The sequence below is a fragment of the Streptomyces sp. OZ13 genome, from assembly GCF_052068155.1.
GTDB lineage: Bacteria > Actinomycetota > Actinomycetes > Streptomycetales > Streptomycetaceae > Streptomyces.
This window is the reverse complement of the sequence record NZ_JBQHCZ010000011.1, coordinates 103,977-123,654: the sequence shown is the minus strand read 5'-3', so window position 1 is coordinate 123,654 and position 19,678 is coordinate 103,977. Positions and strand designations below refer to the sequence as shown.

Below are 19,678 nucleotides of genomic sequence, written 5' to 3'. Positions count from 1 at the left end.
TGGAACCTCCGTTGACGGGGAGGGCTGGGGGAAGGTCGTGCGGTGCGTCGAGCGTAAGGCGCGAAACGGCCGGTCGCTCCTCAGCCGCCCCGTGTTGTGGGTAACGTCACCCCCCGTCCCGGGCCGGGAACGAGGGGTGACATCGCCTGGTTCGTATGAAGTTGTGACCGCTCACGGTCTTCGGGTGTTCAGCCCTGCGCGCCTTTGGCGGACCCCGACCGGGTCATGCCCAGAGCTGGCCCTGGAGTGTCTCGATCGCCGCTTCCGTCGTCTCCGCGGTGTAGACGCCCGTCGACAGGTACTTCCAGCCGCCGTCGGCCACCACGAACACGATGTCGGCGGACTCGCCGGCCTTGACGGCCTTCTTCCCGACGCCGATGGCGGCGTGCAGTGCCGCGCCTGTGGAGACGCCCGCGAAGATGCCCTCCTGCTGGAGGAGTTCGCGGGTGCGGGTGACCGCGTCCGCCGAGCCGACCGAGAAGCGGGTGGTCAGCACGGACGCGTCGTACAGCTCGGGGACGAAGCCCTCGTCGAGGTTGCGCAGGCCGTACACGAGGTCGTCGTAGCGCGGTTCCGCGGCCACGATCTTGACGTCGGGCTTGTTCTCGCGCAGGTAGCGCCCGACGCCCATGAGGGTGCCGGTGGTGCCGAGGCCCGCGACGAAGTGCGTGACGGACGGCAGGTCGGCGAGGATCTCCGGGCCGGTGGTGGCGTAGTGGGCGCCGGCGTTGTCCGGGTTTCCGTACTGGTAGAGCATCACCCAGGACGGGTTCTGCTCGGCGAGCTCCTTGGCGACGCGTACGGCGGTGTTGGAGCCGCCGGCCGCGGGGGACGGGATGATCTCGGCGCCCCACATCTTCAGGAGGTCACGCCGTTCCTGCGAGGTGTTCTCCGGCATGACGCAGACGATGCTGTAGCCCTTGAGCTTGGCCGCCATCGCCAGCGAGATGCCGGTGTTGCCGCTGGTGGGCTCGAGGATGGTGCAGCCCGGGGTGAGGCGGCCGTCCTTCTCCGCCTGCTCGACCATGTGGAGCGCGGGGCGGTCCTTGATCGAGCCGGTTGGGTTGCGGTCCTCGAGCTTGGCCCAGATCCGGACGTCGTCGGAGGGCGACAGCCGCGGGAGCCGGACCAGCGGCGTGTTGCCTACGGCCGCGAGCGGGGAGTCGTATCGCATCAGCGATCAGACCATGCCGCCGGCGACGGCCGGCAGGATCGTGACGCTGTCGCCGTCGGCGAGCTTGGTGGAGATGCCGTCGAGGAAGCGGACGTCCTCGTCGTTCAGGTAGACGTTCACGAAGCGGCGCAGCTGGTCGCCCTCGACGATGCGCTCCTGGATGCCGTTGTGACGGGACTCGAGGTCGGCGAGGAGCTCGGCGAGGGTGTCCCCGTTGCCCTCGACGGCCTTGGCGCCGCCGGTGTAGGTGCGGAGGATGGTCGGGATGCGGACCTCGATGGCCATGACGTGGGCTCCTGTGGTGGAAGGTGGCGTAGGGGCGCGCGGCTGTGGGCCCCCGCGCGAGGGGGTGTGGCTGGAGTGCGCTGTTCCGTCAGGCTGTGCCGTGGGAACGACAGGGCGCTGCCGTACACATCGCGCTGGCGAGGCGGCACAGGTCGACGTGCAGCCGCGCCACGAGCAGCAGAGTGCTCGGCGTCTTGTCGCTCACGTCATGGGGAACCATGCGCTCATCGTATCGATTCCCGGTCCGCCCCCCGGAGTGTGATCTCGCATGATGGACGTTATGCGCTCAGGATGCGGACCGCGGGCGCCCAGAGGGGGTTCGTCCCGCTCTGCGCCGGGGTGCGCGGCGCAGCCGGACCGGCCCATCGGGCGCCCGCGGCGGAGGCTCAGTACGCCTCCACGACCTTCACGTCCTCTTCGGTGATCTCGCCGTCCACGATGCGGAACGAGCGGAACTGGAAGGGCCCGGCATCGTCGGTGTCCGCCGTGGAGACCAGGACGTAGTGGGCGCCGGGTTCGTTGGCGTAGCTGACGTCGGTGCGGGAGGGGTACGCCTCGGTCGCGGTGTGCGAGTGGTAGATGATCACGGGCTCCTCGTCCCGGTCGTCCAGCTCGCGGTAGAGCTTGAGCAGATCGCCCGAGTCGAACTCGTAGAACGTGGGCGAACGGGCCGCGTTCAGCATCGGGATGAAGCGCTCGGGACGGCCGGAGCCCTCCGGTCCGGCGACGACGCCGCAGGCCTCGTCCGGGTGGTCCTCACGGGCGTGGGCGACGATCTGGTCGAAGAGGGCCTGGGTGATGGTCAGCATGGGCCACAGGATAGGCAGACGGCCTCCGGATCCGAGATCCGGAGGCCATCAGTTGAGACGAGCGGTGGACCGCGCCGTCGTCAGTCGGACTTCGCCGCGTACTCCCGCTGCGCCGCCCGCTCGACGACGCGCGGGTTGTTCCGCTTCAGCACCTGCCAGCCGACGGCGAGGCCCAGGGCCCAGACGGCGGCGACGTACAGGGAGATCCGGCCCGCCTCGTCGAAGGCGACCATGCCGGTCACGCCGATGAGGAAGAGCAGGGCGACCCAGCTGAAGAGGGCGCCGCCCGGAGCCGGGAAGGACGAGGCGCGCAGCCGTCCGGCGTCCACGGCCGAGCGGTAGCGGATGTGGCTGACGAGGATCATCATCCAGGTCCAGATTCCGGCCGCGGTGGCGACGGACACCACATACCCGAAGGCCTTCTCCGGGACGATGTAGTTGAGGACCACGCCGATGCCCATGAGGGTGACGGAGACCGCGATGCCGACCGCCGGCGTGCGGCGGCGGTTGAGCTTCCCGAGCGCCTGGGGCGCCTCTCCGTTGGAGGCGAGGTCGCGCAGCATCCGGCCGGTGGAGTACATGCCGGAGTTGCAGGACGACAGGGCCGCGGTGAGCACCACGAAGTTGACGATGCCAGCGGCGAGCGGGATGCCGATCTTCTCGAAGGCGTGCACGAAGGGGCTCTGCCCCGCGGAGAACTCGGTCCACTTGACGACGGAGAGGATCACGACCAGGGCGCCGACGTAGAAGATGATGATGCGCCAGGGCAGCGTGTTGATCGCCTTGGGGAGGGTCTTCTCCGGGTCCTCCGACTCGCCGGCCGTCACGCCGACGAGCTCGACGGCGAGGTAGGCGAACATGACGCCCTGCAGGGTCATCAGGCTGGAGCCGATGCCGTTGGGGAAGATTCCGTCGTAGGACCAGAGGTTGGAGACGGATGCGGTGTCACCGGCGTCGGAGAAGCCGAGGGTGAGGACGCCGAGACCGATCACGATCATGCCGATGATCGCGGTGACCTTGACCATCGAGAACCAGAACTCGACCTCGCCGAAAATCTTCACCGAGATCAGGTTGACGCCGAAGAGCACCACCAGGAAGACCAGTGCGCTGACCCATTGAGGGATCTCGGGGAACCAGAAGTGCATATAGATGGCCGCCGCGGTGAGCTCGGCCATGCCGGTGACGATCCACATCAGCCAGTACGTCCAGCCGGTGACATAGCCGAAGAACGGGCCGAGGAACTCGCGCGCGTACTCGGCGAAGGAGCCGGAGACGGGCCGGTACAGGAGCAGCTCACCGAGTGCTCGCATGATGAAGAAGATGACGACGCCCGCGAGGGCGTACATCAGGATGATGCTGGGTCCGGCCTTGGCGATGTTCGCGCCGGCTCCCATGAACAGGCCCACGCCGATGGCACCGCCGATGGCGATCATCTGGACCTGACGGCTGCCGAGTCCGCGCTCGTAGCCCTCTTGAGAGGTGTTGCCCCCGGCCTCGTCGCCGGCGTGATTGTCGACCTGTACCGAGGTCATTGGTGATGCGCCTTTCTCCATGCCGATCCGCTCCCGCTTCGTCGAGCGGCCGCGGATCAGGTCCTGATCCCCCCGGATGTGGATGGAGTGCCTCCGGCGGTCGGCCGGACGGGGCGCACTCGGGGGACAGGGGTGGCGTTCCCCGAGCGGTCGTGAAGGTCTATCACGACGGCAGCAGTGATCCACTGGCTGGAGAGTGGCGCACACCACAGGAAAATACGGACAAACGACCCGCCGCGTGAGGAACGGTGACGCCCCGTTGACGGGATCGTTATCCGGATTTGAGAGTCCGTTGAGCGAACGGAGCGCTCAGGGCATCAGGGTCTCGACGAGCGTCTCCTGCAGCGCTCCGAGCCACAGGTACGCCATGACCATCGGCTTGCGCGGGTCGGAGTCCGGGAGGCGGTAGAGGTCCTCGTTCTCGTCCTCTTCACCGACGTCGAGACGGGTGCCGATGGTCAGCCGCAGGTCGTTGAGGGCGCCGAGCCAGTGCAGACAGTCGTCGGCCGCCAGCTTCAGGACGGCGCCGCCGTCACCCGCCGGGGTGAGGGCGTCGAGGCTGCGCACGACGGCGAGGGCGTCCTCCCGCTTGCGGGTGCGCAGGTCGTTCTCGGTGAACCGCCGGAACTCGGAGGAGGCGGCCCTCAGCTCCTCGTCGGGCGTTCCCGCCTCCGGATCGGCGTACGCCTCCGGGAACAGGCGCGCGAGCGCGGGATCGGACGGGGGCTCGCTCGGTCCCTCCGCGAAGAGGGCCGCCAGCGGGTCCGCCCCCTCGGCCGGCTCGTCGCCGGGACCGATGAGTTCGAGGAGCTGAACCGCGAGGGAGCGCAGGATGGCGATCTCCACCTCGTCCAGGGCGACCGCGGCCCCGCCGCCGTCGAGCGGCTCGAAGTGAGAGCTCATCAGCCGCGGTCCTGGGTGAGCGTGGCCCAGAGTCCGTATCCGTGCATCGCCTGCACGTCACGCTCCATCTCCTCGCGGGTACCGCTGGAGACGACGGCGCGCCCCTTGTGATGGACGTCGAGCATCAGCTTGTGCGCCTTGTCCTTCGAGTAGCCGAAATAGGCCTGGAAGACGTAGGTGACGTAGCTCATCAGATTGACCGGGTCGTTGTGCACCAGCGTCACCCAGGGCACATCGGGCTCGGGGACGGCGTGCGCCTCCTCCGCCGACTCGGTTCGTTCGATCTCTACGGGCATCGTCACTCAACCCATGCTGCCACCCGGGAGGCCGTATCGCACAAACGCCCCCCGGCCCCGCCGGAAGCACATCTCGTCAGATTGACGAGATGTGCGCTAGCATCACCGTCATGAACACAGCAGACCTTGGGCTGCCGGTGGACGTGCCGTCGACCGCGCTCTTCACCGATCAGTACGAGTTCACGATGCTGCAGGCGGCGCTGAAGGCCGGCACGGCCGAGCGGCGTTCCGTCTTCGAGGTCTTCACCCGACGCCTGCCGGAGGGCCGCCGCTACGGCGTGGTGGCCGGGACCGGCCGCGTCCTGGACGCCGTGGAGAACTTCCGCTTCGATGCGGGCGTCCTCGGCTTCCTGCGCGAACAGCGCATCGTCGACGAGCCCACACTCGAGTGGCTCGCCCGCTACCGCTTCAGCGGCGACATCTGGGGCTACCCCGAGGGCGAGGTGTACTTCCCCGGTTCGCCGATCGTCCGGGTGGAGGGCAGCTTCGCCGAATGCGTGCTGCTGGAGACGGTGATCCTCTCGATCCTCAACCACGACTCCGCGATCGCGGCCGCCGCCTCCCGGATGTCGGCCGCCGCGGGCGGACGCCGGCTCATCGAGATGGGCGCGCGCCGCACCCACGAACTGTCGGCGGTCGCCGCGGCACGCGCCGCGTACGTCGGCGGCTTCGACTCCACGTCGGACCTCGCGGCCGGCTTCCGTTACGCCATCCCCACCGTGGGCACCAGCGCGCACGCCTTCACCCTGCTTCACGACAGCGAGCGCGGCGCGTTCCAGGCGCAGGTCGACTCACTCGGACGGGGTACGACGCTGCTCGTCGACACCTACGACGTGGTCGAGGCCGTCCGCACGGCCGTCGACATCGCCGGTCCCGAGCTCGGCGCCGTCCGAATCGACTCCGGCGACCTGCTGCTCGTCGCGCACCGGGTGCGCCAGCAGCTGGACGAGCTCGGGGCCGTCGACACCAAGATCGTGGTCACCTCGGACCTCGACGAGTACGCGATCGCCTCCCTGGCCGCCGCACCGGTCGACGCTTACGGCGTCGGCACCCAGCTGGTCACCGGCAGCGGCCACCCCACCTGCTCGATGGTCTACAAGCTCGTCGCCCGCGCCCGGTCCACGGACACTGCCGCGCCGCTCGAGCCAGTCGCCAAGAAGTCCCTGGGCGGCAAGATGTCGGTCGGCGGCCGCAAGTGGGCCGCGCGCCGTCTCGACGCCGACGGGATCGCGGAGGCCGAGGTCGTCGGTGTCGGCGACGTGCCCGCGGAGCTCGCGGAGCGGCAGCTGCTGGTGGAGCTGGTCAAGGGCGGCGACGTCGTCGCCCGCGAACCGCTGGACGCGGCCCGCGCCCGGCACGCCGCTGCGCGGGCGGGCCTGCCGATGTCGGCGATCCAGCTGTCGCGCGGCGAGGCGGTCATCCCGACCGAGTACGTGTGAGCAGGCCGGAATGAACCACCCGTAAAGGGGCAGGGAGCACGACGACCCGCCGCGCGGCCGCAACCCCCTCCCGTACGGCGTGGCGAGTGTCTACGCTCAGTAGTTCTGTTCGCCGCCGGTCCTGTGCGCCGGCGGTCGTGTGCGGCCCGTCCGCCCCGCTTCCGTCCGCAGTCCGCAGTCCGCCCTCTCCCACCGAAGGACACCCGCCATGCACCGCGCCTTGATCGTCGTCGACGTTCAGAACGACTTCTGCGAGGGCGGCAGCCTCGCCGTGGCGGGAGGTGCCGATGTCGCGGCCGCCATCACCGAGCTGATCGGCAACGCCCAGCCCGGCTACCGCCATGTGGTCGCCACGCGCGACCACCACGTCGAACCGGGCGACCACTTCTCCGACCACCCGGACTTCGTCCGCTCGTGGCCGCCGCACTGCGTGGCCGGCACGGAGGGCGTCGGATTCCACCCGAATTTCGCACCGGCCGTCGCCTCCGGCGCGATCTCCGCGGTCTTCGACAAGGGCGCGTACGCGGCGGCGTACAGCGGCTTCGAGGGGACGGACGAGAACGGCACGGCCCTGGCGGAGTGGCTGCGCGCCCGCGACGTCACCGAGGTGGACGTCGTCGGCATCGCGACCGACCACTGTGTGCGGGCTACCGCGCTGGACGCCGCGCGGGAGGGCTTCCGGACGAATGTGCTGCTCGGGCTGACGGCGGGGGTGTCGGCGGACTCGACGGCGCGGGCGCTGGAGGAGATGCGGGAGGCGGGCGTCGACCTGTCGGGCAAGCCGGTGGTGTGACGCGGTCCCGCCCGCTTCCCGCTGTACCGATGTGAGGCTCCGCCGCCGGGCCTGCCCCTACGCCGGGCGGGCCGGGCGCAGGAGGGCTCGGGCCGGGTGCCAGAGTTCCGCGCCCGCGGTCTGGTCGGGACGCCACAGCAGACCGTCGGGGTGGTGCAGCACCGCCGTGATCTCGTCCGGCGTCGGCGGTGCCGTGTTCCCCCGCAGGTACACCGCCCTGAAGCCGAGGTTCCGCAGCCGCGTCAGCGCCCTCGCGCGGTTCGCCGCGTGGACCAGGAAGCGGACCGTGGCACCGCCCCCGGCCGGGCTCGGCAGGCTGATCGCGACGACGACGCTGCCGCCTGGCAACTTGCAATAACCTCCGCCGGGCATGCGGAACCACTCCCCCGTGAGTCACTGTCAATAAGAACCTCGGTCAGACGCACCTAAACACGATCGGCCGCCGCCCGCTAGAGGGCGACGGCCGATCGTGCTTTGACCTGGGGTGTTACGGATTACTTGGTCGACGGACCAACATTGATGGTGATCGTCCGGCCGCTCAGCGGCTCCTTGACGATCGAGATCTTGGTGTTGGTGTCAGTTACCTTGACGCTGCCCGTCGGGTTCTCCGGGTACCAGTAGACGCCCTTGCGGTCGTCGAAGACCGGGTTGCCCCGCTGGGACGCGATCCAGTGCGGCTTGTCCGCGTTGTGCAGCCAGAAGCTGTCCGTGCGGTACCGGCTGAACGTCGAGTCGAACGTCTGGATCTTGTTGCGCAGCACCGTGCCGTCGGACCACTTCAGCGGCTTGGCGTGCGCGTCCACCGGAAGGATCAGACCCTGGCCGTGGTGGGCGCTGGTGTTGTTGTCCTTCTGGGAGGTGTCCCACTGCCAGATCATCAGACCGTTCTGGTAGGGGTAGTGCTCGACCCAGTTGTCGCGCGGCGCCTTGAAGCCGAAGTTGTACGGGCCGACCTCGAGGGTCTTGTCGTACGACACGTACTGGCGGTTCTCGGCGATGTAGTACTGCTCGTACTCGAGCGTGAAGGACTCACCGATGCGGTTGAAGCCCTTCGCGGTCCAGCCGGCGACCTCGCCCTCGGCGTTGTCCGAGAAGACGGGCGCGCCGTCGGCCTTGATCGTGATGGCGTCGGCCGTGAAGCCCTTGCCCGCCACGCCGCCGTCCGTCTGGTAGCGGAAGCGGACGTCGACCTTCTGGCCCGCGTAGGCGTCCAGCGAGTAGACGAGCTTCTTGTGGCCCTCGGACGGGCCGGTCAGTGCCGGCTTGTCGCCCGCGTCACGGGTGATCGCCTTGCCGTCGGCCGTGCCGTCCACCGGCGTCCAGTTGGCGCCGCCGTCCGTCGAGACCTCCGCGTAGAGGTAGTCGTAGTCGGCCTCGATGTCCCACCAGCCGTCGAGCTCCAGGGAGGCGGACGACTTGCCGGTGAGGTCCACCGAGCGGGACAGGGTGTTCTTGAGGTCGTCACCCATGTCGCTCCACCACTGCTTGGAGCCCTCGGAGGGCTTCACGACAGTCGTGGTGACGGGCTTCTTCGGCAGCTCGACGACGAGCGCCTGCGGCTTGTCGGTGTTGTACGCCGACACGCCGAGGGTGTGGGTCGACTTCGTGGCGGCCTTGGCCGTCTCGTAGTTGAGCCAGCCCAGCTGGAGCTTGTCCCAGGCGGTCATGTCGCCGGGGAGGTCGCCGATGGAGTCCTTGCCGGTGCCGAGCCAGGAGCCGGCCGACATCAGGGTCCAGTAGCCGGTCGAGTTCTCGCCGCCGCCGGAGGTGTCGTAGTGGTCCGGCAGACCGAGGTCGTGACCGTACTCGTGGGCGAAGACACCGAGGCCGCCGTTCTCGGGCTGCATGGTGTAGTCGCCGACCCAGATGCCGGTGTTGCCGATCTGGGTGCCGCCGGACTTGTTGTTCTCCGGGCCGGTCTTGCCGGCGTCGGTGCCGTAGGCGTACCAGCGGTGCGCCCACAGGGCATTGGTGCCCTCGGCGCCGCCGCCGGCCGACTCGTCCTCGCCCGCGTGGACGATCTGGAAGTGGTCGATGTAGCCGTCGGCCTCGTTGAAGTTGCCGTCGGCGTCGAAGTCGTAGCGGTCCCACTGGTCGTACTCGGCCAGCTGCGCCTTGATCTCCGCGTCGGTCTTGCCCTTGGCCTTCTGGTCGGCGGCCCAGGCGGTCACGCCGTCCTTGACCGTGTCCCAGACGTTGGCGCAGTTGCTCTGGCCGCAGTAGTTGGAGCCGTAGCGGGCCTCGTTGTAGTCGACCTTGACCCAGTCGGAGACGGCGCCGTCGACCGAGTAGCGGCCGGACGAGGTCTTCTCGTAGTAGGTCTTCAGCGACTGCTTCGGCTGCCCGTTCTCGTCCTTGCCGGTGCCGAAGTACAGGTCCTGGAAGTGCTCCTGGTTGTAATCGGCCTGCCAGGCGGTCGAGTTGTCCTTCGACCGGTCCGGCTCCGCGATCTGGTTGTGCAGCGGGCCGGGCGTGCCGCCGTACTTCTTGACCGGCGGCTTGGGGCCGTCGGCGCCGTCCGGGTCGTACATCGTCGTGTCGTCGACCTTGTCGCCGAACTCGACGAGGATGGTGAAGATCTTCTCGGTCTTCTCCCGGGCGAGCTCGACGTACTTCTTGTCGTCAAGCTTGACGACCTTGGAGCCGCCGCGCTGCTGCACGGTGGCGTCGCCGGATATGACCTGCTCGAGAGCGGCCTGTCGCTGCTCCTCCTGCTGCTTGCTGAAGGGACCCTCGAGGTCGTGCTCGACATGGCCCTTGTGCGGTGCCGGGTCGTGCCGCTCGATGCCCGCAGGATCCGCCGGCTTCTGGCCGTCGGCCTGGGCACTGGTGAACGCCGATGCGGTCGCGGTCGTCGCGGCAAGGGCCACGAGCACCGCGGACGCTCTGAACGTCCGTCGCTTGCTGGTCACTTGATGGTGTCCTCCCCCGCGTTCCGTCGCTGCTGCGGACAGGGTTGTGGGGTCGTCCGCGTGCGCGGTGTACGCGTCTCAAGTGACGACATTCGACCGGAGTTGAGGAAGAAAAGACAGTCCTTGACTTGGACAGGCCAACTACACTATGCGGGTGCGGAGCCCCGGTATCCGGACGAGGGGAAATCAGGACAAGAGGCGCACATTTTCCGCCACTTGGCGGGTCGAATGACCCTGTGCGCCCCCCATGCACCGGCACCGTGGGTTAGGTCACGCTTACTGCCGGTTCCACAGGGGCATCCACCGTCGTAGAGTCTGCTGTCAGTGCGAACTGTCCCCAAGGCTCCGGCCCTGCCCCTGTCCACAGGACGGATACCGTCATGCCGCGTCCGACTGCCGCACAGCTCGCCTACGGTTCGGCCACCGTCGTCTTCTCGACCGTCGCCCTCCTGCTGCTGACCCGCGCCACCGACGGCGTCGCGGTCGCCGCGATCGGTATCGCCTCGCTGGCACTGGGACTTCTGGTCGCGCTCACGCCGCCTCTGGTCCACCGGGCAGCCCGGCCGCGGGCGGCCACCGCGCCGCCCACCGCCACCGCCTCCGACGCACTCACCGCCCGCCCGTCCGCGGCCCGCGCGCACGCCGGGGCGGAGACCAGGGTCGGCCAGCACTCACTGCGCCGCTGACACCACAACCGTCTTGCCCGCCTTGTCGTGCAGACCCTGCCGGTAGGGCCTGTCGGCGAGCACCGTGATGATGATGACGAGCCACCAGATGCAGTAGCAGCACACCAGCGCGGGGACCCACAGCACGAGGGCGCGCAGAAGCGAGGAGCCGACGTCCGGCACACGGCCGTCGTTGAGCATCGCGACCCGCAGCTTCATGATCTTCTTGCCGACGGTCTGCCCGTTGTACTTCGCCGTCATGAGCGTGTCGTAACCGACGTACGCCACAAGGGAGATCAGCGACCACAGCCACTGCTCCCCCGAATTCACCCGGTCGGTGACCTCCTCCCAGTCCTCGCCGCCCGCGGCCACCTCGATGCCGCCGAAGGCCAGCGAGATGAGGAACAGCGGCACGAAAACAATGATCATGTCGATGAGCCGGGCCAGCACCCGTTTGCCGAAACTCGCCAGCGGCGGCATGCCCGCAAGGGGGTCCGCGCCTCCGTACGGGCCGCCGTAGGCTCCCGCGTCGTACGGAGGCGGCCGCTCACCGCCGTACGGACCGCCCGTCCCGCCTGCCCCGCCGAGGGGAGAGTCATAGGGAGAACCGCCGCCGGAGCCGGGAGCGCCCCCGGGCGGCGGGGTCGGTCCGCCCGGTTCCTGGGGCCCCTGCGGCTCCTGCGGCTTCTTGCGGAACGGATCGTCGTCGGGCGGCGGCTGGTCGTTGCTCATGGGGGCAGTGCACCCCGGGCCCCCGGGGCCCGCAACGGCTCACAGGCGTTCGGGGGACCTCCTGGGAGCCGTACGGCCGGACGGGTCAGCCGGTCACGAACGTGTGCGCCGTCTTGTCGTGCCAGCACTGCCGCCACGGGCGGTCGAAGAGGCACCACAGCACATTGAGAACGCCGACGACGAGGACGCCGAGCACGCTGTAGAGGAGCCAGCGGCGCAGCGCGGCGCCGAATGTCGGCGGCTCATGGGTCTCGATGTCCAGGACCTGGAGGCCGCAGAGCTTCTTGCCCAGCGTCCGGCCCCACTTGGCGGTCGGCAGCGACTCGTAGAGCACGCCGAGGACGAGCAGGGCGCCGAGGACGATGCCGAGGTGGCCCGCCGTGGTGCCGTCGAGGAGCCAGACGGTCACCGTCCTCCCGGACAGCTTCGCCGCCTCGATCTTCTCGTCGATGTGGGCGCGTGCCTGCGCGGCGACGGGGACGGCCACGGCGCCGACGAGCGCGCCGAGCACCACCGTGTCGATCAGGCGGGCGGCCAGGCGCTTGCCGAGACCGGCGGGCCGGGCGGCGGCCTGGGCCTGTGCGGCGGCGAGGAACGGATCGTTGACGGGCGGCTTCCACGGAAGGACCGGCTCGCCCTCCGCGGAGGCCGACGTCTGCGCCAACTGGTGCACCTGCTGCGGCCAGGAGGCCGCGCCGCCGCCGGCGCTGCTGGTGACCGGCGGCTGGGACTGCGCGGGCATCTGCGGCTGAGGCTGCGCCGGTGCCTGGGGCTGCGCCGGTGCCTGGGGCCGGGCCTGTGCGGGCGTCGGCGGGGCGGTGGCGGCGGACTGCGGGGCCGGGCGGGACGGGTCCTGCCGGGTCGGGTCCGCCTCCGCGGGCCTGCCGACCGCACGCATCGTCATCGTGCCGTCGGCCTGCCCCGGCCGCTGGGCCCGGATGGTGACGGTGTTCTCCGCGGGCTGCTGGGGACCCGGCGTGCGGCGGACCGGTGTCTCCTCCGCCGCCGGCCGGGCGGGGTCGGCGGAGCCCGCCGCGCCGCCGGGGCGCAGCGCGCGGATCGCGACCGTACCGTCGACCGGCGGCTCGCCCGGGGCGGACGGGCCGAGAGGGCGGACGCCGCCGGGGATCTCGGCCGCCGGACCCGCCTGGGGAGCCGCGGAGCGCATGCCGGGCAGCTTGCCGCCGGTCGGGTCGGCGGGCGGTTCCGACGTCCGGGCGGCGGCGGGACGACGCGGATCGGACGGCGCGTCACCGGCGGCGGGCCGGTCGGACGTGCGGGGGTCGCCGCCCCATGAGACGCGGTTGTCGAGGTCGCCGCCGAAGCCGGCCTGGCGTGAGGTGTCGGCCTGCCAGGCGGTGGCGGGCTCGGGACGGGCCGGCTCGTCCGACGGCTCCTCGTCGAGGAAGACCGGGCCGGTCTCTTCCACGGAGGGTGCGGGCGCGGCGGGGACCGCGGGTCCGGAAGCGGCGGCCGACGCGGGCGGGCCGGGCATCGCCTCCCCCGACTTCGGGGCGGGCCTGCTCGTGCCGGGCACCCATGCCGCCCCGTTCCAGTACCGGACATATCCGGGAATGGACGGGTCCGGGTAGTAGCCGGGTGTGGGGCTGCCGTCGCCGGTTGCCGGGGTTGGGGCGCTCATCACCGTGGTCCCGTATCTCTTCGATGCCTCAATTCGAGGGACCACATCTATCAGACCCTCGCGCACCCCTGGGGCGGTCCTGCCGTAACGACCACTTTCAGGTCACGGGTATGTCACGGAAAGTTATGTGCGGAAGTCGCGTAATGCCGCCGGGGGTAGCCGCTCTCTTCCCGTGAGGCCCGCTCACCGGGCCGCCCCAGAAGGCGTACAGGAAGGAAGAGATCATGCACACGGTGGTGGAACGCGAACTCGAGTTGAACCTGGTGCTGTCGCCCGATCGCAGCATCCCCGTCCCCGCCCGGCTGTCCTACCGCGCGGACGACCCCTATGCCGTGCACATCGTCTTCCACGTCGGCTCGAGCCACCCCGTCAGCTGGACGTTCGCCCGGGAGCTGCTCGTGGAAGGGGTGTTCCGGCCGTGCGGCACCGGCGACGTGCGGGTCTGGCCGTCGAAGACCGACGGCCGCAGCGTCATCCTCATGGCGTTGAGTTCACCCGACGGTGACGCGCTGCTGGAGGCGTCGTCCCCGGCGGTGTCGGCATGGCTGGAGCGGACGCTGCGGATCGTGCCGCCCGGGACGGAGACGGCGGCGCTCGGCATCGACGAGGCCCTGGCCGCGCTCCTCGCGCCGACCAGGACCGACGAACTGCGGGCGCACGGCTCCTCCGGCGACCCGCAGGACGGCGATGCCTGAGCGGCGCGGTTCAGAAGAGCTTGCCCGGGTTGAGGATGCCGAGCGGGTCGAAGGTCTGCTTGATGCCGCGCTGCAACTCGAGGCTGACAGGGCCGAGTTCCCGCGCCAGCCATTCCTTCTTGAGCACGCCCACGCCGTGTTCGCCGGTGATGGTGCCGCCCAGTTCCAGACCGAGCGCCATGATCTCGTCGAAGGACTCCCGGGCCCGCCTCGACTCGTCGGGGTCGAGGTGGTCGAAGCAGACGACCGGGTGGGTGTTGCCGTCGCCGGCGTGGGCGCAGACGCCGATGGTGAGGTCGTACTTCTCCGCGACGGCGGCCGTGCCCTCGATCATCGCCCCGAGCTTGGAGCGCGGTACGCAAACGTCGTCGATCATGGTGGCCGACTTCACCGTCTCCAGCGCGGTCAGCGACATCCGGCGGGCCTGGAGCAGCAGTTCGGACTCGGCGACGGTGTCCGCGGGCACCACCTCGGTCGCGCCCGCGGCCTCGCACAGGGCCCCGACGGCGGCCAGGTCGGCCGCGGGGTCCGGGGTGTCGAAGGCGGCGAGGAGCAGGGCCTCCGTCGTCTCCGGGAGGCCCATGTTGGCCAGTTTGTTGACCGCCCGGACGGTGGTGCGGTCCATGATCTCGAGGAGCGAGGGGGTGTGGCCGCGCTCCATGATCGCGCAGACGGCGTCGCAGGCGGTGGCCGCGGAGGGGAACTCGGCGGCCAGTACGAGCTGCGCGGGCGGCTGGGGCCGTAGCGCCAGGACCGCTTCGACGACGATGCCTAGGCTGCCCTCGGAGCCGACGAACAGCCGGGTGAGGTCGTATCCGGCGACGCCCTTGGCGGTGCGCCGGCCGGTCTTCAGCAGCCGCCCGTCGGCGAGGACCACCGTCAGGCCGAGGACGTACTCGGCCGTCACCCCGTACTTGACGCAGCACAGGCCGCCGGACGCGGTGCCGATGTTGCCGCCGATGGTGCACATCTCCCAGCTGGAGGGGTCCGGCGGGTAGTACAGGCCGTGCTCGCCCACGGCGCGCGACAGTACGGCGTTGACGACGCCCGGTTCGACGACGGCGATCCGGTCGACCGGGCTGATCTCGAGGATCTTGTCCATCTTCGTCAGCGACAGCACGATGCAGCCGTCGGAGGCGTTGGCCGCGCCCGACAGGCCCGTGCGGGCGCCCTGCGGCACGACCGGCACCCGCAGTTCCGTGGCGGTGCGCATGACGTGCTGGACCTGTTCCACGGAGCGCGGCAGGACCACGACGGCGGGGGTGCCCGCCGCGCAGAAGCTCGCCATGTCGTTGCCGTACGACGCGGTGACGTCCGGATCGGTGATGAGGGCTTCCGCGGGAAGACCGGCGCGCAGCCGCTCGAGGAGATCGTCCATGATCCCAAGCCTCGCACCGGGGGCCATCGGTGTGAACCCGTCTGCGTTCCGCTCCGCGGGTCAGAGTGTGTTCTTCGTATTGGCTGTCTGCTGCCGCACAGTGAGCGCCATGAAGAGCGAAACCCTGAAGAACGCCGCTGTCAGCACGCTGGTCGGCGCGACACTGGTCACCGGGGTGATCGTGCTCGCGCCCGGTTGGGGGAAGGACACATCGCCGCCCGCGTCCGGGCCGGCGGCCAGGGCGATGACCGCGGCAGGTTCGGGCGCGCCGGCCTCGCTCTCCGACCTGGACGCGCTGATCCGCGACCGCGAGCGTTTCGTCCGCGACCATCCGGGTGACGAGGAGTCCTGGGCGGTGCTGGGCTCCGCGTACGTGGAGCGGGGCACGCGGCTCGGGGACACGGCGTACTACCCGAAGGCCGAGGAGGCGCTCAAGCGGTCACTGAAGGCGGTACCGGCCGCCGAGGGCAACGTCGACGCGCTGGTGGGGATGGCCGAGCTGGCGAACGCCCGGCACGACTTCGCCCGTGCGCGCGGTTACGCGGAGAGCGCCAGGAAGCAGAAGCCGGAGCGCTGGGCGGTGTATCCGGCGCTCATCGACGCGTACAACGGGCTCGGCAAGTACGCGGCCGCCGGTAAGGCCATGGACAAGCTGCTGGAGCTGCAGACCGGCCCACAGGTGCTGGGGCGGGAGGCGCGGGTCTACTGGAACAAGGGCTGGCGCGAGGACGCCGCGGCCCTGGCGTACGGCGCGACCGCGAACTCCCGGACCCCCGCGGAGAAGGCCGTCGCCCTGCACCGCGAAGGGGAGCTGGCCTGGGAGCGGGGTGAGGCCGAGGAGGCCGTGGAGCACTACACCGCCGCGCTGAGGACCGTTCCCGAGAGCCACCGGTCGCTGGCGGGCCGTGCGCGCGCCCTGGCGGCGCTGGGCCGTACGGACGAGGCGCTGGACGACTACCGGTCGGCGCTGGAGAAGCTGCCGCTGCCCGAGTACGCCCTGGAGGCCGGTGAGTTGTACGAGTCGCTGGGGCTGAACGGGGACGCCACGACCCTCTACGAGCTCTTGCGCGAGCAGGTCACCCGTGCCGGCGAGCACGGCGTCGACGGGGACCTGGTGCTGGCGCGTTACGAGGCCGACCACGGGGACCCGGCCGACGCGGTGCGCAGGCTCCGGGGTGAATGGCGGCGCGGCCACCGCAATGTGCACGTGGCCGACACGATGGGGTGGGCGCTGTACCGGGCGGGCCGGCCGAAGGACGCGCTCCCGTTCGCGAAGCTGGCCACCGGCCAGGGGCTGCGCAGTGCGCTGTTCTCCTATCACCTCGGCGAGATCGAGCGCGCTCTCGGCGACTTCGGCCCCGCACGGCGTCACATCGACGAGGCGCTGCAGACGAACCCTCACTTCTCGCCGCTCCTCGCGCAGAAGGCGCGTGAGGCGCAGGACGCGCTCGGCGAGCCCGAGCCGGGCGGGCCCGCGGACGTGGAGGGTGACGGGTACTGGCCGCTGGATCCGCCCGCCGACGCGCCGTCCGGTGCGGCCTCGCCTTCACCGTCGGCGTCGTCGCCCTCGTCGTCCGCCGTGGCCTCTCCCGCACCGGCGGCCTCTGCGGCCGCTCCGCTCCCCGTGTCCCCCTCGTCCCCCTCGTCCCCCTCCCCCTCGTCCCCCTCGTCCCCCTCCCCCTCGTCCCCGGACCCCTCGTCCCCCTCGGACGCTTCGGATGCTTCGGATGCTTCGGGCGCTTCGGCTCCGGAGGCTTCCGGGCGTACGGTCGTCTCACCGGCGCCGGCGCCGCCCGCCGCCCGGCCCGCTCCCCAGCTGCGGCCAGTGCAGCGCTCCACGAGCCCGGCACCGGCGACGGTGGCGCCCGGGAACGGCTGACCGGCCTGTCCGCCGGAACGGCCTGAACGGCCGGAAGCAGAACGACGATGCGGCCCCACGGGTCAGGACCGTGGGGCCGCAGTCGTGGGCAGGGGCAGCCCTTACAGGTTGCCGCGCTTCTCCTGCTCGCGCTCGATCGCCTCGAAGAGCGCCTTGAAGTTGCCCTTGCCGAAGCCCATCGAACCGTGCCGCTCGATCATCTCGAAGAAGACGGTGGGGCGGTCCTGGACCGGCTTGGTGAAGATCTGCAGCAGGTAGCCGTCCTCGTCGCGGTCGACGAGGATCTTCAGCTCGCGCAGCGTCTCCACGGGCACCCGGGTCTCGCCGGCCCACTCGCCGAGGGTGTCGTAGTACGAGTCGGGGGTGTCGAGGAACTGGACGCCCGCGGCGCGCATCGAGCGGACGGTGGCGACGATGTCGTTCGTGGCGAGCGCGATGTGCTGGACGCCGGCGCCGCCGTAGAACTCGAGGTACTCGTCGATCTGCGACTTCTTCTTCGCGATCGCCGGCTCGTTGATCGGGAACTTCACCTTGAGGGTGCCGTCCGCGACGACCTTCGACATGAGCGCGGAGTACTCGGTGGCGATGTCGTCGCCCACGAACTCCTTCATGTTGGTGAAGCCCATGACCTTGTTGTAGAAGCCGACCCACTCGTTCATCCGGCCGAGCTCGACGTTGCCCACGCAGTGGTCGATGGCCTGGAAGGTGCGCTTGGCCGGCGGCTCGACGATCGGGTCGGCGGCGACGAAGCCGGGCAGGTACGGGCCGTCGTAGCCGCCGCGCTCGACGAGGGTGTGGCGGGTCTTGCCGTAGGTGGCGATGGCGGCCATCACCACGGTGCCGTGCTCGTCCTTGACCTCGTACGGCTCGGTGATACCGGTGGCGCCGTGCTCGACGGCGTACGCGTACGCCTTGCGGGCGTCCGGCACCTCGATGGCCAGGTCGACGACGCCGTCGCCGTGGGCGGCGACGTGCTCGGCGAGGAAGCGGCCCCAGTCGGTGGACGCCTTGATCACGGAGGTGAAGACGAAGCGGGCGGCGCCGTTGGTGAGGACGTAACTCGCGGTCTCGCGGCTGCCGTTCTCCGGTCCGGAGTAGGCGACGAGCTTCATGCCGAAGGCCGTGGAGTAGTAGTGCGCGGCCTGCTTGGCGTTGCCGACGGCGAAGACGACCGCGTCCATTCCCTTCACCGGGAAGGGGTCGGCCTGCCGCGCGGTGTCGGGGGTGTGATCGATGGTCTCAGTCATGGAAGAAGGCTCCCGCCGATCCACAAGGTGCGCAATAGTTTGTGTGTCGGCTGGGCAATCTGCCCAGCCGAGATCCGGAATCGGCGGACGTTGTGTACAGGATGACCATCGGGAGGGCGCCATGGCGATCGATCATCTGGACGGGCGGCTCATCGTGCTGCTGGCGCGGGAACCGAGGATCGGCGTGCTGGAGGCGTCGCGGCGGCTGGGGGTGGCGCGCGGGACGGTACAGGCGCGGATGGACCGGCTCCAGTCGCAGGGAGTGGTCCGCGGATTCGGGCCGGACGTCGATCCGGCGGCGCTCGGCTATCCGGTGACGGCGTTCGCGACGCTGGAGATCAAGCAGGGCCAGGGCGCGGACGTGCGGGCGCACCTCACGACCGTCCCGGAGGTGCTCGAGCTGCACACCACCACCGGTCACGGGGACATGCTCTGCCGGCTGGTCGCCCGCTCCAACGCGGATCTTCAGCGGGTGATCGACCGGGTCGTCGGCTTCGAGGGGATCGTGCGCGCGTCGACGGCGATCGTGATGGAAAACCCGGTGCCGCTGCGGATCATCCCGCTCGTGGAGCAGGCGGCGGAGGACTCCCAGGCATCCTGAGGGCACTTACAAAGAACTGGTTGCATAAAAAGCGTTGCAAGGATTTCTTTGCAACGCTACCTTTGAATGCATGAGCGAGCACGAGGAAGAACGCGCGGCCGAGGCGGGACCCGGCGCACGCAAGCTCCACAGACTTGACCCACGCTCCCTGCGCGGCATCGCCCACCCGCTGCGGATGCGCCTGCTGACGGTGCTGCGGCAGGACGGCCCGGCGACCGCCTCCCGGCTCGCGGAGAAGCTCGGCGAATCCAGCGGCGCCACCAGCTACCACCTGCGCCAGCTCGCGGCGCACGGCTTCGTCGAGGACGATCCGGAGCGCGGCAAGGGCCGGGAGCGGTGGTGGAAGGCGTCCATGGACGGCATGCTCTTCGACGAGTCGCTGTACAGCGACCCCGACCCGGCGGTGCGCGGAGCGGCAGACCTGTACCTCCACGAGCACGCGACCATGCACACCCAGGAGGTCGCCACCTGGCTCGGCAACCAGCGGGACTGGCCCGAGGAGTGGCGGCGCAGCTCCGACCTCAGTGACTTCACACTGCGCCTGACCGCGGGGCAGATGTACGAACTCAACCAGAAGATCCACGAGCTCATCGAGAGCTACCGCGACCTCGAGCCCGCGCCCGGCACCGAAGGCTCCGCACAGGTCCGCCTGCACACGCACGCATTCCCACGCTCCACCGGCTGAGGGGACACAGG

Annotated in this window: 20 protein-coding genes; 7 read left to right on the top strand and 13 right to left on the bottom strand. The window is 70.2% G+C overall.

Annotated elements, in window-relative coordinates; translation table 11 throughout:
- Positions 1-223: 223 nt before the first annotated feature.
- The 7 genes from ACTMTU_RS23775 to clpS form a co-directional block, all read right to left on the bottom strand.
- Positions 224-1,174 carry a PLP-dependent cysteine synthase family protein gene (locus ACTMTU_RS23775; protein ID WP_441265507.1) on the bottom strand — a complete coding sequence of 317 codons (951 nt, stop codon included), beginning with the start codon at positions 1,172-1,174 and terminating at the stop codon, positions 224-226.
- A gap of 6 nt (positions 1,175-1,180) precedes the next feature.
- The gene (locus ACTMTU_RS23770; protein WP_441265506.1) at positions 1,181-1,459 is read right to left on the bottom strand and encodes a MoaD/ThiS family protein; all 279 of its coding nucleotides are present in this window, start codon (positions 1,457-1,459) and stop codon (positions 1,181-1,183) included.
- Positions 1,460-1,547: 88 nt separating this feature from the next.
- Complete coding sequence (locus ACTMTU_RS23765; protein WP_307706644.1) at positions 1,548-1,679, bottom strand: putative leader peptide; 132 nt, start codon at positions 1,677-1,679, stop codon at positions 1,548-1,550.
- Positions 1,680-1,845: 166 nt separating this feature from the next.
- Positions 1,846-2,268 carry a Mov34/MPN/PAD-1 family protein gene (locus tag ACTMTU_RS23760; protein WP_005317009.1) on the bottom strand — a complete coding sequence of 141 codons (423 nt, stop codon included), beginning with the start codon at positions 2,266-2,268 and terminating at the stop codon, positions 1,846-1,848.
- A gap of 80 nt (positions 2,269-2,348) precedes the next feature.
- Positions 2,349-3,800 carry an amino acid permease gene (locus tag ACTMTU_RS23755; RefSeq protein WP_441265505.1) on the bottom strand — a complete coding sequence of 484 codons (1,452 nt, stop codon included), beginning with the start codon at positions 3,798-3,800 and terminating at the stop codon, positions 2,349-2,351.
- Between the two features lie 309 nt (positions 3,801-4,109).
- Entirely contained in the window at positions 4,110-4,703 is a 594-nt protein-coding gene (locus ACTMTU_RS23750; RefSeq protein WP_441265504.1) for a DUF2017 domain-containing protein, read from the bottom strand.
- A complete protein-coding gene (gene clpS, locus ACTMTU_RS23745) occupies positions 4,703-4,999 on the bottom strand; it encodes an ATP-dependent Clp protease adapter ClpS (RefSeq protein WP_441265604.1) in 297 nt (98 codons plus the stop codon). The genes ACTMTU_RS23750 and clpS overlap by 1 nt, the downstream gene beginning before the upstream one ends.
- Before the next feature lie 110 nt (positions 5,000-5,109).
- Between clpS and ACTMTU_RS23740 the strand changes: the two genes are divergently transcribed.
- Entirely contained in the window at positions 5,110-6,438 is a 1,329-nt protein-coding gene (locus ACTMTU_RS23740; RefSeq protein WP_441265503.1) for a nicotinate phosphoribosyltransferase, read from the top strand.
- A gap of 208 nt (positions 6,439-6,646) precedes the next feature.
- The gene (locus ACTMTU_RS23735) at positions 6,647-7,231 is read left to right on the top strand and encodes an isochorismatase family protein (protein WP_441265502.1); all 585 of its coding nucleotides are present in this window, start codon (positions 6,647-6,649) and stop codon (positions 7,229-7,231) included.
- A gap of 57 nt (positions 7,232-7,288) precedes the next feature.
- Here the strand turns inward: ACTMTU_RS23735 and ACTMTU_RS23730 are convergent, their stop codons facing one another.
- Positions 7,289-7,603, bottom strand: a complete 315-nt coding sequence (locus ACTMTU_RS23730; protein WP_441265501.1) for a hypothetical protein — start codon at positions 7,601-7,603, stop codon at positions 7,289-7,291.
- A gap of 122 nt (positions 7,604-7,725) precedes the next feature.
- Positions 7,726-10,143, bottom strand: coding sequence for an immune inhibitor A domain-containing protein (locus ACTMTU_RS23725; RefSeq protein ID WP_441265500.1), 2,418 nt, complete (start codon positions 10,141-10,143; stop codon positions 7,726-7,728).
- A gap of 380 nt (positions 10,144-10,523) precedes the next feature.
- On the opposite strand from ACTMTU_RS23725, the gene ACTMTU_RS23720 reads away from it, so the two are divergent.
- Complete coding sequence (locus ACTMTU_RS23720; RefSeq protein ID WP_441265499.1) at positions 10,524-10,829, top strand: hypothetical protein; 306 nt, start codon at positions 10,524-10,526, stop codon at positions 10,827-10,829.
- Here the strand turns inward: ACTMTU_RS23720 and ACTMTU_RS23715 are convergent.
- On the bottom strand, positions 10,815-11,540 hold the full coding sequence (locus ACTMTU_RS23715; RefSeq protein WP_441265498.1) for an RDD family protein: 726 nt from the start codon (positions 11,538-11,540) through the stop codon (positions 10,815-10,817). The genes ACTMTU_RS23720 and ACTMTU_RS23715 overlap by 15 nt on opposite strands.
- Before the next feature lie 85 nt (positions 11,541-11,625).
- Entirely contained in the window at positions 11,626-13,182 is a 1,557-nt protein-coding gene (locus tag ACTMTU_RS23710; protein ID WP_441265497.1) for an RDD family protein, read from the bottom strand.
- Positions 13,183-13,406: 224 nt separating this feature from the next.
- Here ACTMTU_RS23710 and ACTMTU_RS23705 point away from each other — a divergent pair, with 224 nt between their 5' ends.
- Positions 13,407-13,877: an SsgA family sporulation/cell division regulator gene (locus ACTMTU_RS23705; RefSeq protein ID WP_441265496.1), complete on the top strand. Its 471-nt coding sequence runs from the start codon at positions 13,407-13,409 to the stop codon at positions 13,875-13,877.
- Between the two features lie 10 nt (positions 13,878-13,887).
- Here ACTMTU_RS23705 and ACTMTU_RS23700 read toward each other — a convergent pair whose 3' ends face one another.
- A complete protein-coding gene (locus ACTMTU_RS23700; protein ID WP_441265495.1) occupies positions 13,888-15,255 on the bottom strand; it encodes an FAD-binding oxidoreductase in 1,368 nt (455 codons plus the stop codon).
- A gap of 109 nt (positions 15,256-15,364) precedes the next feature.
- Between ACTMTU_RS23700 and ACTMTU_RS23695 the strand changes: the two genes are divergently transcribed.
- The gene (locus tag ACTMTU_RS23695) at positions 15,365-17,134 is read left to right on the top strand and encodes a tetratricopeptide repeat protein (protein ID WP_441265494.1); all 1,770 of its coding nucleotides are present in this window, start codon (positions 15,365-15,367) and stop codon (positions 17,132-17,134) included.
- A 101-nt stretch (positions 17,135-17,235) separates the two neighbouring features.
- Here ACTMTU_RS23695 and hppD read toward each other — a convergent pair whose 3' ends face one another.
- Positions 17,236-18,381, bottom strand: coding sequence for a 4-hydroxyphenylpyruvate dioxygenase (hppD, locus tag ACTMTU_RS23690; protein WP_307706659.1), 1,146 nt, complete (start codon positions 18,379-18,381; stop codon positions 17,236-17,238).
- A 121-nt stretch (positions 18,382-18,502) separates the two neighbouring features.
- Here hppD and ACTMTU_RS23685 point away from each other — a divergent pair, with 121 nt between their 5' ends.
- Both ACTMTU_RS23685 and ACTMTU_RS23680 read left to right on the top strand, forming a co-directional pair.
- Positions 18,503-18,982, top strand: a complete 480-nt coding sequence (locus ACTMTU_RS23685) for an Lrp/AsnC family transcriptional regulator (protein ID WP_441265493.1) — start codon at positions 18,503-18,505, stop codon at positions 18,980-18,982.
- Positions 18,983-19,052: 70 nt separating this feature from the next.
- The gene (locus tag ACTMTU_RS23680; RefSeq protein WP_441265492.1) at positions 19,053-19,667 is read left to right on the top strand and encodes an ArsR/SmtB family transcription factor; all 615 of its coding nucleotides are present in this window, start codon (positions 19,053-19,055) and stop codon (positions 19,665-19,667) included.
- The last annotated feature ends 11 nt before the right edge of the window (positions 19,668-19,678 follow it).